Here is a 13,086-nt window from a genome sequence, read left to right on the forward strand (position 1 = left end):
CCTGCCTCCCACCGCACGGACTTGAAGCTCATCTGACCCAGGTTGCCTCAACATATCTGCCGCCCCTGAACGACCATGCCTTGATACCTTCTGGTTTTTCGGACTTGCCGACGATAACGGCTATTGGGTGCGGCAGATCCTGCGTGTAACGTGCAGCAAATCTGGAGAAACTTCCGATGTCTGCCGGAGAGATCACCGGAACGGATTGGGGATGCGTATGCCAATAGCCCACCAGACGTAACCCTTGTTCGTTGGCAGCCTGGATCTCCTGACGGCACCGCTCCGCATCCAGCTCTAGCCAAGACCAGCCTGACCGATCGGCGCGATGAGGCAACGTGGCCAAGGCCAGCAGCAACCCTTTCGGATTAACCGGGTTGACGAATAATTGTCCCCCTCGCTCCACGCCAAAAAGGCCCTGCCGATGACTATCCAAGATGTCCGCGACAGCTTGCGACACCAATAGCTCGGAATCCACCTCCGCCCATCTCCAGCGCCAAGCGATATCCGTCATACCATTTCATCCTTAGGCTCCGGCCATCCGCGCTCGAGTAGGAGTTGCTGCGCCCCCTCTGGCAGTTTGGGCCCATGGTATTGGCCTCCTAGGCTCGGCACATCTTCAGGCCTGTAGATACTGCTGACCCAAGATGCAGTGGCAATGTTGCCGGTCAATGCGCGTAAAGCCGTGTGCGACACCATAGAGGCAATATTGGTCATCCCCAGTGATCCGCCTGGAATAAAGCTCTCCCCACACGCCGGCAGTGGAACCACACCTCCTCCCGGCCACTCTGTAAACTTATGAAGAAAATCGCCGATGTCCGTGAATAAATGACGGCCATCAAAGGTACCGGCTGGTGCGAATAGCGCGTGGCCTACCTGGGTATACGGTTCGCTCCAGGCTTGTAAAAGTCCCCAAGAAACGCCGCTGGATTTGGCTCGCCATACAGTGACCTCCGACTGCCAGTCTGCTGTCGTAATCACCACAAGATCTGCGTTATCGAACACTTCTGGTTTGCTGCTCATAACTACTTCGGCGAAAGTCGAATAAGCGGTGCATTCTGTCGTCGGAAGATCTAACAGAATCTTGTCCCTCAACGCTGAGGCTTTCAGTCTCCCTAGGCTATCCGCTCCCAGAACGTGCCGCCCCAGATTGGCTGACACCAAAGTGTCAGGATCGATGAGGGTAAGGTGGCCGACACCGGATCGTGCCAATTGTATTGCCACCGCACTGCCTAATGAGCCAACGCCAACACAAACGACTCGAGCATTTTCAAGGTGCTGTGCAGTGCCACTTATATCGCGGGACAGAATGGACGCTCGATCAAGCACGTCCAGGGCAGTTGCGCGGACAAGTGCCGGAGGATGTGCATTTGCGATAGCTGGCCGCCGGCGCGCTGTACGCAAGCCGAATTTTGCCCCCCGCTCCTGCTGTACGCCGAGCGAGCGCACATTGAGACAATATGTTGGAGCACCTGCCCCTCCTGGAAGCTCCAGAACAATCCATCGACTCGCCAACGTTCCATGCAGCTCAAACCATGCCAGCAATTGCTCGGCATCGTCAGGTTGAAGGTGTGGCTTTAGCCACAGCAATAAATCTTCTGGATCCGGGGTGCGGATATCCGGATAAGTCTGAAGCTTGACGTAAAAACCGGGAGTTTCGGCCGCGCGAATGACAGCGGAGCGCCCGACAACCCGCCGGTAATGCCCTTTGAGTGCTGCTACATTCGATGCTAACCAAACCGTTTCCTGACCGGATGGCACAGCCCGGCGCGGATCGCTGAGCGCAAACAACTGCGAGGCAGTCTGAGGTCGATCCAACAGTAAGAGGTTCTGGAATGACTGACCGTGCTGAAACGACCAGTAGGTAGTGATCTCATTCTGAAATTCGATATCGCGCGTTGCCTGGCTTGATCCCATCTTGGACAACGAAACAATCTGGGCCAAGCGAGCAAGGCTGTCCTCTACCACGACCTCTGGGGAGCCCATGATGGGGCGTTCCTGAAAGCCATGAAGGCAAAGCCCCGACTTGGTGGCATGCGGCCAAACCAGCCATGGAGAGGGTTCGACGTTCAGCCGCAAGAGTCCACGGGGAAAGTTGGAGGGGAAACCAATACGCAGACGCCGCTCCTGCCCCGTGTAATCGATGGGCAAGGGGAAGTGAAAGCACGCCGCTTCGTCAGCCCGCATGGGTGCGAGCTGGAGCAATGCATCGGCTGCATCCTGACCTAGGGTATTTCGCAGCGCGGCGATTCCGCGCTGCAATGGCGTCTTAAGAGGATCAGCCAAGGCGTCCAACTGGCTTTACGCTCGACTGAGAGGTTCCGCCACCGCTGGCCCCTCCGAAGAGCGAACCCATCGAAGCAGAGTTTCGAGTAGTGCCATCCGGTCGGCCGGGCATAGTCCAATTCGCAGGGATCTCATTGTTCACTGCCGTAATGAATGCCGGTGCAATACCGAAATTCTTTTTCACTGCCTCGGCAAAGGAATCGTTGGATTCAAAACTTTCCAAACCCAATGAAACAGATGCACTGGCGTCCGCATGCCATTTGGCAAATGCTTGGCGATAGCCTTGCCCCTCGCCCGGTCGATTCCACTTCTCTGCAAAGTTTTCGCCGTTATCGGCAGGGTTGCAGACATAGCAGTCGCTACCTCTCTGCCCGATGTGCTGCGGCATCCTGCGAACGATTTCCAAAATTGCATCGAGCGGTGCCAGAGGCTTCGCCTGCGACTCCTTTACGACATCCAGGTATGCGTGCGTGGCCAGGGTGGTGATGACCGCAGATATTGGGCGAGTATCAGCGCTCCTTGTCTTAATGGCCCATTCATCGCGATGCCGCTTGAGCAGCTTAATGGTTGCACGCAGGGGATCTTGATCGATGTAATCCTGATAATGCGGCAAAGGATCTTGTGTCGCGGCATCAAGCATCCGCTGGCTTTTGGCAACTACCAAGCTTTCCAGAGAGATCTCTTGGGCAGAAGCAACCTGCAACCAATTCGAGTAAGGGATAGGGCTGCTTGCTTTCCACCCTGTGACCCGATCCGGAACCTCCAGCTTACCTTCGCCGTTTGCTTCGCCATTTCCGTTGATCGCGCGGGCAGGCGTGACATCGATGTGGAAACCTGGATTTTCGTCGGCATAAACGATCCGGATGCCACGACGTAATTGCTTAACTTCTTCTTGGACGCGGGAGCCTTCCCTAAAACGCTGCTCAATCGCTTCTAGAACTTCCTTCGCACTAGCGCCTTGAGCGTGAGGGAGCCAGATAATCGCGTCCGCATCAATGGTGTCCAGATCCGCAGGCGCGCCGGGGATTGGCTTGATGGTCGTTTTCAGCCGCATCGAGCCTTGCACAAAGATATGGGCCTCAGCGAGCAGCGGGTTGTCGGAAGCCGAGAGGATTTTTTCCAGTTGGGAGTAGCGGTCATTAATTTTTTCGTACTGCGCTTCCGACAGCGAGATTTCCCGCGCAGCGCGAAGCAGAAAATATTCCCAACTGCTGCGCTTGGTCTGTTCGTTGCTCAAAAGCATTTACCTAGCCTCCTGGGCCACCAAGCCCAATTGCAGTGTTTGCGTAAACCGATCTTGGTTTTCTTTGTCCCGATCGAAGATCAGGTATGTATGTTGATGCTGTGTTGTGAGCAACGCGCCAAACTCGATGGCCAATGCCGCAGGAATGGCGGCGAAGACGTGGATAGGGTCAGGAGTCAGAGCCTCAAGCTGGCTCAGTCGTATTTGAAGTGCGTCACGAAAGGCATGAATCACCCGACGGTTTTGTACCATCGCATAGCTTGGCTCTGGGATCGACAGCTCTGCAATACGTGCACCGGGCAGAGCTTCGGCCACGTCGCGAACTGGAACTTGCGCAGAAATGGAGAGCACAAGCGCCAGTGGCCCGTCGCCGTCGGGGGGAGGTGTAAACAAAAAAGCGGGCGGCTCAGCGGACTGATCTGGCCAGCGCAAAAGATGCTCGCGGTGAAAGGAGAAGATCAAGCGCTTGGAACGGTCGCCGATACTCTGGCCCAACATCATCAAAGCCGGAATGTCGGCCAAGCCGACTACTGCTAGCGCAGGCGAGTCGCCATAGGTGCCGCCGCGACGCTTGAGTTGCTGCTCCAGCTCATACTGGACGCTGTCTTTGACGTTCTGCCAATAGGTAGTGTCCCTGCCACGTGGTCCGGGCGCAGCGAAGGTGATTTTGATGCCTTGATCGAAGGCGGTTAATCCCTCGGCGGACATCGCAGTCAACAGATCGCGAACGGGGATATCGTTGATCGTCTGAAAATGCTGACTCTGGACGATGAGCGGAATGGCTCTGCCACCATCGGGGGTCGTTGCCGCGAGCCGGATGCGTTCCAGGTACGCTTGGTGTAAACCACTCAAATCATTTTCAGGATACCCATCTGCGTCACGATCAATTTTGTCATGACAACCTGGGCACAGGAGCATCAGATTAGCGGTATTGTTTGTGTGCGCCTCAGCATCATGATCCGCGCGTCCCCGAGGGCCTTTGGGACTGGCGGGCAGGATATGCGCCACTTCGCCCCATTTCATTGGCTTGCCGGCACGATAATCGAACGTCAGATCCGTGCCGCACAGTTCACAATGACCAGCGGTCTGTGTCCATACGATCCGCTTCGTCTCATCATTTGTGTTGAAGCGCCCGCTTGCGGGTTTAGCGTCTTCTTGTTCTGCCATTCCGACCTACCCCAGAGAAACATCCATGATTGAAAACGATGATGGCAAGATAAGATCATATTAAGGTCATTCGCCTCGATTTCAAGAGTGATCTGAGGGTGACGAATGCTGAGTCGGCTTTGAGCAGGATGCTGTTTGTGGCTCATCGAAACACAGTAGGGCAGCGTTCGTTTTTCTGGCAAGTGCTGGTGGGTAACGGCACTGACCACAGCGTATGTATCGAAATTAGCGAGTTTATGCAAAAGACATAAACTTGCTAATTTCGATACATACCGCGCGTAGGACTGATGAAAACGGGCTGTGCAGTTCAAACGAGGCTGCAAGCGCAGCCCCTTTTGTATGCATTTTTACGCGTCAGTGCTTGCCAGGCTCAACGGACAAGTGTCGACGACGCATGAGGTGATAGGCCGCCGGGATCACAAACAGCGATAGCAAGGGCGCCGTAACCATACCTCCAATCATCGGGGCGGCAATGCGGCTCATCACCTCGCTGCCGGTACCGCTTCCCAAAAGTATTGGCAACAAACCAGCGATAACCACCGCAACGGTCATGGCCTTGGGTCGAACGCGCTGCACAGCGCCTTCACGAATCGCGGCCATTAACCCGTGTTCTGTGTTGTCACCGAGGTCTTGACGCTCGGCCCAGGCATTTTTCAGGTAGAGCAGCATGATCACGCCAAATTCTGCAGAAACACCGGCCAAGGCGATAAAGCCGACCCCGGTGGCGACCGACAGGTTGAATCCCAACAGATAGAGAAACCATGCCCCGCCCGTGAGAGCGAATGGCAGCGTGGCCATAATCAGCAAAGCCTCATCAAGGCGTGCAAATGTCAGGTAGAGCAACACGAAGATGATCAACAGCGTGGCAGGCACCACCAGTTTGAGTCGTGCGTTGGCCCTTTCAAGAAACTCGAACTGACCTGAGTAGCTTAAGCTCATGCCGGGCTGCAACTTTACCTGCTCACTGACGACCCGGCGTAGATCGGCCACCACGGAGGCAATGTCCCGGCCATGCACGTCGATGTACACCCAGCCTGAAGGCCGTGCGTTCTCACTCTTGAGCATTGGCGGCCCGTCGTTGACCTTGATCTTCGCCACGGTGCCAAGGGTGATCTGGCTGCCTAGTGGGGTGTAGATCGGTAACTGCTCCAAAGCACCGAGCGAATCCCGCCACTCCCGAGGGTAGCGGACGTTGATTGGGAAGCGTGCAAGCCCTTCAATGGTCTCGCCGACATTTTCACCGCCGATAGCGCCGGCCACGATCGACTGCACATCGGCGATATTCAGTCCGTAGCGGGCGGCGGCTTTTCGGTCGATATCCACGTCGATGTAACGCCCACCGGTTAATCGCTCGGCCAAAGCCGAACTGACACCGGGTACGCCCTTAGCCACTCGCTCGACCGCCTGAGTCGCGGCATCAATCTCCGTCAGATTGGTGCCGGCAACTTTCACCCCAACAGGACTCTTGATCCCCGTAGCCAGCATGTCGATACGGTTGCGAATCGGCGGTATCCAGATATTGGTCAGCCCAGGAACTCGCACCACTCGATCCAGCTCTTCCACTAGCTTTTCCTGAGTCATGCCTGGACGCCAATGCTCCTGCGGCTTGAACTGGATGGTGGTTTCGAACATCTCCAACGGCGCCGGGTCGGTGGCAGTTTCAGCACGACCGGCTTTACCAAAGACATGTTCGACCTCCGGCACGGTCTTGATCAGGCGGTCGGTCTGTTGCAGCAGTTGCGACGCTTTCTGCGCCGACAATCCCGGCAGAGCCGAAGGCATATAGAGCAGGTCGCCCTCGTCCAACGGTGGAAGAAACTCGCCACCCAAGCGCGACATTGGCCATAATGCGCTGATAAAAACCAGCAACGCGACCAGCAGCGTGATCTTCGGTCGTCGCAAGACTGCATCCAGAGCCGGCTGGTAGATCCGGATGAGCCAGCGGTTCAACGGGTTCTGTTGTTCACTGGGAATTCGTCCCCGAATCCAGTAGCCCATCAACACCGGCACCAAGGTCACTGACAATCCCGCCGCCGCGGCCATGGCGTAGGTCTTGGTGAAAGCCAGCGGGCCGAATAGCCGCCCCTCTTGCGCTTGCAGGGTGAACACCGGAATGAACGACAGCGTGATGATCAACAAACAGAAGAACAGTGCTGGTCCTACCTCCGCCGCCGCTTCAGTCATCACGTGCCAATGACGTTCACCTTTCAGTTCCTCCCCAGGATTGGCCGCGTGCCAGGCCTCAACCTTCTTGTGCGCGTTTTCAATCATCACCACGGCAGCGTCGACCATGGCGCCGACGGCGATGGCAATCCCGCCCAGGGACATGATGTTGGCGTTGATCCCTTGATAGCGCATCACGATGAAGGCAATCAGTACCCCCACCGGCAGGGAGATGATTGCCACCAGAGATGAACGCAGGTGCCAGAGAAAGATCCCGCAGACCAACGCGACGACGATGAACTCTTCGATTAGCTTGTGGCTGAGATTTTCCACGGCGCGGTCGATCAGCTTGCTGCGGTCGTAGGTGGTGACGATTTCCACCCCCGCCGGCAAGCTGCTTTTCAACTCGTCGAGTTTGGTCTTGACCGCCGCAATGGTTTCGCGAGCATTCTTGCCGCTGCGCAGAATTACCACACCGCCAACCGTCTCGCCTTCGCCGTCGAGTTCGGTGATGCCACGCCGCATTTCCGGACCCAACTGGATCGTGGCGACATCGCTAAGGGTCACCGGCACACCGCCCGATCCCAGCTTGAGTGGGATCGCCCGAAAATCATTGAGCGTTTTCAAGTAGCCGGAAGCCCGCACAATGAACTCGGTCTCTGCCATCTCTAGGACGGCGCCGCCGGTTTCCTGATTGGCCTTGCCGATCGTTTCGGTCACCTCGGCCTGCGTGATACCGAGGCTGGCCAATTTGAGTGGATCAAGCTGCACCTGGTACTGCTTGACCATCCCACCCACGGTGGCCACCTCGGCAACATTGGGCAGAGTCTTGAGTTCGAACTTGAGGAACCAGTCCTGAAGTGCACGAAGTTGCGCCAGATCGTGTCCGCCACTGCGATCTACCAGCGCGTACTGGAAAATCCAGCCAACGCCTGTCGCATCTGGCCCCAACGCCGGTTTGGCGCTGGCCGGCAAGCGACTTTGTATTTGGCTCAGGTACTCCAACACCCGCGAGCGGGCCCAATACAAGTCAGTACCGTCTTCGAACAGCACATAGACAAAGCTGTCACCAAAGAAGGAGTAGCCGCGCACGGTCTTGGCGCCAGGCACCGAAAGCATGGTGGTGGCCAACGGATAGGTCACCTGGTTCTCGACAATCTGCGGTGCCTGTCCCGGATACGGGGTGCGGATGATCACCTGAACATCGGAGAGATCCGGCAGCGCATCAATGGGCGTGCTCTGCACCGACCAGATGCCCCAAGCCGTGACAAAAAGTGTCGCCAGTAGCACCAGGAATCGGTTGGCCACTGACCAGCGAATCAGGGCGGCGATCATGGCTGGCTCCCCGATTTGTCTAGACGCTCAACACGCAGGCCATCGTCGGTCTGACTCACCGCAACCCGAACCTTATCGCCCGTTTTGAGGCCCAGCATCAGCGCCGGAGTAGCGAGTGGGAACGTCATCGTCATGCCAGGCATGCCCAACGTTTTGAAGGGACCATGGGCGAGTGTGACTTCTTTGTCGTTGATCTCAACGATCTGCCCATCCGCCTCATGAAAACTGGAGACTGCTGCGCTGGGTGGTGACTCTTCCTCCGAGCTTGCAACGATGCCCTTGAGACTGGCCTCCGAGTCGAGCAGGAACTGGCCAGAGGTAACCACCTTCTGGCCCTCTTCCAGACCTTTCAAGATCGCCGTCTTGTCATCGTTTTCCTGCCCGATCAACACTTCAACAGGACGATAGCGGCCAGCGTCTTCAGCAAGCATCACCAGAGCACGTCGACCGGTGCGAATGACGGCCTCGCTCGGCACCCACAACACACTTTGCTCCGTTGAACGATTGAGGCTCACTCGTGCGGTCATACCCGGCCTGAGACGGCCTTCTGGGTTGGGTAACTCGACGCGTACGCGAAGGGTGCGGCTATCCGGATTGGTTTCCGGAAGAATCGCGCTGACGACGCCCTTGAGCACAACCCCAGGGAACGCGGGCAAATGCGCCTCTGCCGTTTGCCCCATGAGGATCGATCCAGATTCAGTCTCCGGAACGGCCAAGGCCAGCCAGACGCTACTCAAACCATTAACGCGTGCCAGTGTCTCGCCGGCGGCCACCGTCATACCCTCGCGCACATTGAGCTCTTGCAGCACACCACTAATAGGGCTGGTGAGGGTCAGGTTTGGTTGGACTTTGCCACTGCGCTCTACTTGAGCAATTGATGCCGCCGGCATCCCGGTGAGCCGCAAGCGCTGGCGAGCCACTGCCAGCAAGCCTGTATCGCCACTGCGCTTGAGTGCGAGAAATTCCTCCTGAGCCGCAGCCCACTCAGGTACAAGGATATCCGCCATGGCGGCATTGGCTTTGATCACGTCGCCAGGAGCATGGGCATACACGCGCTCGACGAAACCCGCCGTACGGGCTTGAATGACGGCGACGTCCCGTTCGTTGAAAGCCAACACTCCGACAACGTCCAGACTCGAAGCAAACACACCTCGACTGACGGTAGCCAGTCGCACACCGAGGTTCTGGGTCAGGCTTGGATCAATGCGAACAGTGTCACTGTCCCCCTTGCTATCCGCGTACTGAGGGACCATTTGCATGTCCATGAAGGGCGACTTACCCGGCTTATCGAATTTCTGTTGTGGGTACATGGGGTCGTACCAATACAGAACTTTGCGATCGACTGATGACTCAGGCTTCTGCTCCGGTGCTGCATCCGGTACCGAGCTCACCCTCGGTTGGGCCAACCAGTAACCACCGGCAACCCCCAAAGCAACTGAGATGCTGACAACAAATACCCCTTTCCGTGTTCTAGAGATCATTGAGCGGACTCCCCATAGGCGAAATACAGGCGAGCGCTGGTGAGAGCACGCTGCTCTTCAACATCAATCTGCTTGAGACGGGCTTCGATAAGCTCGCGCCGAGCAGCCACGACGGAGTTCAAATCGCCTTTGCCGGCGCGGTAGCTGGCCATGCTGAGCTCGACCTTCTCCTTGGCCAGAGGCAGCAGACTGTCCAGGGTTCGGCGAACGGCACGATTCAAGCGTTCATAATCGGCCAGATCGTCCTCCAGTTGCTGGGTATGCTTGCGTGACAGGGCTTCCCGCTCGGCCTCTAGCTGGTTGAGTTCAGCGTGCTTGGCCGCAATTTTGGGGTTTTGCCGAGAGTCAGGAAACAGTGGTAGATCCCAGGAAAATTGCACGCTGACCATGTCGCCGAACTGTCGGCCGCGATTCTGATAGTCGACTTCCCAGCTCCAATCCGACTGTTTTTCCGCTTCGGCTTCACGGACCTTGGCTTGCGCTTCGCGGGTCATTGGCGCAAAAGCTGCCAATTCTGGGTGATGTTGCAGCTTATGAGAGTAGTCAGAGGCTTCGACAGGCCATTCAGGCAAGCTGCCCACAGGTTTGTCATTGGCGGCTGGTCCAATCCAGCGCTTCAGGGCAGCTCGGGCCTGCGCTCTCTGACGAATCAGATCGTCCTGCTGCTCTTCCAGTTGTGCCGCTTCCTGTTTGGGCGTTACTGCATCAGCAGGTTGAGCGCGGCCACCGGCAATTTGTGCCCGGACGGTATCGGCCAGCAGACGGTTTTCTTTGTAGAGGTCCTGAAACAGAGTGTCTTTACGCTCAACCGAGTAGCTGTTGATCCAGGCCAACGCCGTGGCCTGACGAACCTTTAGACGTTCGACCCGGCGCTCAGCGGCGGCGCGTTCAATGGCCGCATCAGCGACCTCGATTCGGGCTTTGCGCTTAGCGCTGCTGGGCATCTCCTGACTGACTCCGACCATTCGCATAGTCATGAAGTCTTGGTCGATGCTCCAGCGATCCGGCCCCCCAATGGGGTAGTTCTGTACGCCTAGCAGCAACTTGGGATCGGGTAGTTCACCAGCGGGGATGGCCGCACTACTGGCAGCCTGAATTTTCGCGTCTTGTGCAGTCAGCGACGGCGCATTGTTTTCAGCCAGCTGCAAAGCTTCATCGAGTGTCAATGCGGCAGCGAGACTCGGCAATGCCAGTACGCTTGCCGCCAGGCCGGCCACGAGGGACCACCCTGTGCAATAGCACTTGGAGTTCATGTTCACGATTCCTGTGATGATCCACTGCGCGCTTCATCAGACATGCACGCAGATATGCCATCCCGCTAACGCGGAATGAGGCTCAGTGTGGTACAGGAATCAAATGCGGGGCGGTCGCCATACCCCTGAAGGGGTTTGGACAGGATGGGAGTCTATGGAGATGGACGCTTCGAGGGGGCTAGATAGGGGGACCAGAGGCTTGATGATAGAGACTTGCAGCATGCCGCCGGTCTTACACTCCTGGCCCGGCTTGCAGGGTTTACCATGCTCGGTGGGACTTTTCATGTCATGGCAGCAGTCTTGGCCCATGCCGTCCATCATCGCCATGCCCATGGTTTGCATGGGACACGGCTCTGTCGGCGCCTGAACACCCGCCATCCCACTGAGGGGAAGCGCCAAGCTAATCAGGAATATCAGGCAAAACCGTACATAGCGTGTCATGGACTGAAGTGTAGCCAGTAGAAATGGTGCTAACAATCCCGTTCCCGGCTTCTTGGTTAGCTGCCAGAAACCTCTATTGCGCGCTCATTTCCATTTCAGGACTTAGCGTGCCTAACCATGCGACCAGACAGATGATGAGGATTGCCATCAGGAATTCGAATTTCATGCTGCGGCGCAAGGCATTAACCGCTACAGAGTATTGACCATTGCGAACTGAGCGCTCCAACTGCGGGCTTAAGTGAAAGCGGTTCAGTGTGGCTAAAACGATCATCCCGGCAAAGAGCAGGATCTTCAAAAACAGCAGCTGACCATAGGTACTCAGCATGACCTCATCAAGGTTTGGACCGACGATGAAAAGGTAATTCACGACTCCCGTTACGCTTATGATCGCAACAATCACACCGCCGGCCGACTCAAAGCCAGTCAGCACGCGGGCAAGAATTCGTGCTTCCTCCTCGCCCTTCAGCGATTTCAACCGCAGCAGTAGAGCGAAGGCCGCTAGAGCACCCAACCAGCCACCTGCCGCTAATAAATGGAAAATATCGCTCAGAAAATGCCAGTAGCGGCGGCTGCCTTCGTCCATGGCACCGTGCCCTGTCCAGGCTAGCGTGGCCAACGCGATTGCTCCACACACGGTGACGATCCAGAGGCTGGGTGTCGGAAATCGTTTGTTCAACGCGACGCCCATAATTGCCCCAACCAAGGCGGCTATTCGGACCATCCAGGTCAACCCAACGTCGGTGCCCATGATGACCATTTCAAAAATGTGGTGATGTAGCTCCATAAGCTCCGATACACCGCTCATTGCTTTCGCAAGCAACAACATCGAGGCAAGGGACAGAGCTACACCTGCAACAGAAGTACCGTAAAGAAGCGACTCAAAATTCAAGACCGTGCCCGATACCCTTTCTTTTCCCCTGAGACTGTACAAGCCAAATATGGCCAATCCAAATAACAACATCAGGTCAAAATAGAGAGCAAAGCGAACCACAATATTTATTGAGTCGCTCATGGATCATTTCACTTTGAAGGAAAAGTTGCCGGTGATCGGGTGGGTGTCCGAGGAGACTGCACGCCATTCAACTTTGTAGGTACCGGTCGTCAGAGGTGCAGCCGGCGTAATCACCATCGTTTTCGGATCACCGCCAGCAGCGACGGCGGCCTTTACACCCATTGGAGAGTTCGGCATGCCAGGCATATCAGTCATGATCAGTTTTGCACCGGAAAACTGAGTGGTGAGATTCTCGGAAAAGTGCAGTTCAATTTTCGAAGGGGCCGCCGCATCCGAGCCTTCCGCCGGAGTGGAAGAAAGGAGCTTTGGATGTGCTTGAGCTACGGCACTCAGAAGCAAACCAGCAGTAAGTGCAACAGCTACGGTCGTAGTTTTAAGGAATGACATGCAAGACTCCTCACAGCAAGAGCTGTTGATTTGAGGTTTGTTTGGGAAGAACTAGTTTGTAATTTTCAATTTAAAACCACTGATGGTTAACTCGGAGCTTCCATCTCTAGTGCAGGTTGAACACGAAAATCTCGCTAAGCCCCAACGTCACAGTGCAAGAACACGATGCCACACGAACGCAAACTGTTCGATTACATTTCAGTCAGCTTGACACGCTGTTTGGGATCGAATTGGCGAAGGTCGCAAGTCTTAGAAACGAGACCGCACGCCGCAAATACTGGGGTATTCACTCATTCAAAAAATTACGAAACTGGATGCAGG

The 13,086-nt window shown here is 56.2% G+C and carries 10 protein-coding genes; all 10 read right to left on the minus strand.

Annotation, left to right across the window (positions count from 1 at the left end; all coding sequences use genetic code 11):
• Window positions 1-28: 28 nt before the first annotated feature.
• The gene (locus tag ICA15_RS13460) at window positions 29-511 is read right to left on the minus strand and encodes a Mov34/MPN/PAD-1 family protein (protein ID WP_210553271.1); all 483 of its coding nucleotides are present in this window, start codon (window positions 509-511) and stop codon (window positions 29-31) included.
• Window positions 508-2,292, minus strand: coding sequence for a ThiF family adenylyltransferase (locus tag ICA15_RS13465; RefSeq protein ID WP_210553270.1), 1,785 nt, complete (start codon window positions 2,290-2,292; stop codon window positions 508-510). The genes ICA15_RS13460 and ICA15_RS13465 overlap by 4 nt, the downstream gene beginning before the upstream one ends.
• A complete protein-coding gene (locus ICA15_RS13470) occupies window positions 2,276-3,526 on the minus strand; it encodes a nucleotidyltransferase (protein ID WP_047297384.1) in 1,251 nt (416 codons plus the stop codon). The genes ICA15_RS13465 and ICA15_RS13470 overlap by 17 nt, the downstream gene beginning before the upstream one ends.
• Window positions 3,527-4,693: an SAVED domain-containing protein gene (locus ICA15_RS13475; protein WP_042556862.1), complete on the minus strand. Its 1,167-nt coding sequence runs from the start codon at window positions 4,691-4,693 to the stop codon at window positions 3,527-3,529.
• Between the two features lie 354 nt (window positions 4,694-5,047).
• Entirely contained in the window at window positions 5,048-8,191 is a 3,144-nt protein-coding gene (locus ICA15_RS13480) for an efflux RND transporter permease subunit (RefSeq protein WP_042556863.1), read from the minus strand.
• On the minus strand, window positions 8,188-9,672 hold the full coding sequence (locus ICA15_RS13485) for an efflux RND transporter periplasmic adaptor subunit (RefSeq protein ID WP_042556864.1): 1,485 nt from the start codon (window positions 9,670-9,672) through the stop codon (window positions 8,188-8,190). Before ICA15_RS13485 ends, ICA15_RS13480 begins: the two co-directional genes overlap by 4 nt.
• Window positions 9,669-10,925, minus strand: a complete 1,257-nt coding sequence (locus ICA15_RS13490) for a TolC family protein (RefSeq protein WP_042556865.1) — start codon at window positions 10,923-10,925, stop codon at window positions 9,669-9,671. The genes ICA15_RS13485 and ICA15_RS13490 overlap by 4 nt, the downstream gene beginning before the upstream one ends.
• 99 nt (window positions 10,926-11,024) lie before the next feature.
• The gene (locus tag ICA15_RS13495; protein ID WP_080896087.1) at window positions 11,025-11,366 is read right to left on the minus strand and encodes a hypothetical protein; all 342 of its coding nucleotides are present in this window, start codon (window positions 11,364-11,366) and stop codon (window positions 11,025-11,027) included.
• Between the two features lie 73 nt (window positions 11,367-11,439).
• The gene (gene copD, locus ICA15_RS13500; RefSeq protein ID WP_042556867.1) at window positions 11,440-12,378 is read right to left on the minus strand and encodes a copper homeostasis membrane protein CopD; all 939 of its coding nucleotides are present in this window, start codon (window positions 12,376-12,378) and stop codon (window positions 11,440-11,442) included.
• 3 nt (window positions 12,379-12,381) lie between these two features.
• Complete coding sequence (gene copC / locus ICA15_RS13505) at window positions 12,382-12,765, minus strand: copper homeostasis periplasmic binding protein CopC (RefSeq protein WP_042556868.1); 384 nt, start codon at window positions 12,763-12,765, stop codon at window positions 12,382-12,384.
• Window positions 12,766-13,086 lie beyond the last annotated feature (321 nt).

Source organism: Pseudomonas sp. P116 (assembly GCF_020149425.1).
Classification (GTDB): domain Bacteria; phylum Pseudomonadota; class Gammaproteobacteria; order Pseudomonadales; family Pseudomonadaceae; genus Aquipseudomonas; species Aquipseudomonas anatoliensis.

Excerpts from the sequence above, each read along its gene's own strand:
- ICA15_RS13470 (WP_047297384.1), bottom strand. The coding sequence starts at position 3,526 with ATGCTTTTGAGCAACGAACAGACCAAGCGCAGCAGTTGGGAATATTTT.
- ICA15_RS13495 (WP_080896087.1), bottom strand. The coding sequence starts at position 11,366 with ATGACACGCTATGTACGGTTTTGCCTGATATTCCTGATTAGCTTGGCG.
- ICA15_RS13485 (WP_042556864.1), bottom strand. The coding sequence starts at position 9,672 with ATGATCTCTAGAACACGGAAAGGGGTATTTGTTGTCAGCATCTCAGTT.
- ICA15_RS13480 (WP_042556863.1), bottom strand. The coding sequence starts at position 8,191 with ATGATCGCCGCCCTGATTCGCTGGTCAGTGGCCAACCGATTCCTGGTG.
- copC (WP_042556868.1), bottom strand. The coding sequence starts at position 12,765 with ATGTCATTCCTTAAAACTACGACCGTAGCTGTTGCACTTACTGCTGGT.
- copD (WP_042556867.1), bottom strand. The coding sequence starts at position 12,378 with ATGAGCGACTCAATAAATATTGTGGTTCGCTTTGCTCTCTATTTTGAC.
- ICA15_RS13460 (WP_210553271.1), bottom strand. The coding sequence starts at position 511 with ATGACGGATATCGCTTGGCGCTGGAGATGGGCGGAGGTGGATTCCGAG.
- ICA15_RS13490 (WP_042556865.1), bottom strand. The coding sequence starts at position 10,925 with ATGAACTCCAAGTGCTATTGCACAGGGTGGTCCCTCGTGGCCGGCCTG.
- ICA15_RS13475 (WP_042556862.1), bottom strand. The coding sequence starts at position 4,693 with ATGGCAGAACAAGAAGACGCTAAACCCGCAAGCGGGCGCTTCAACACA.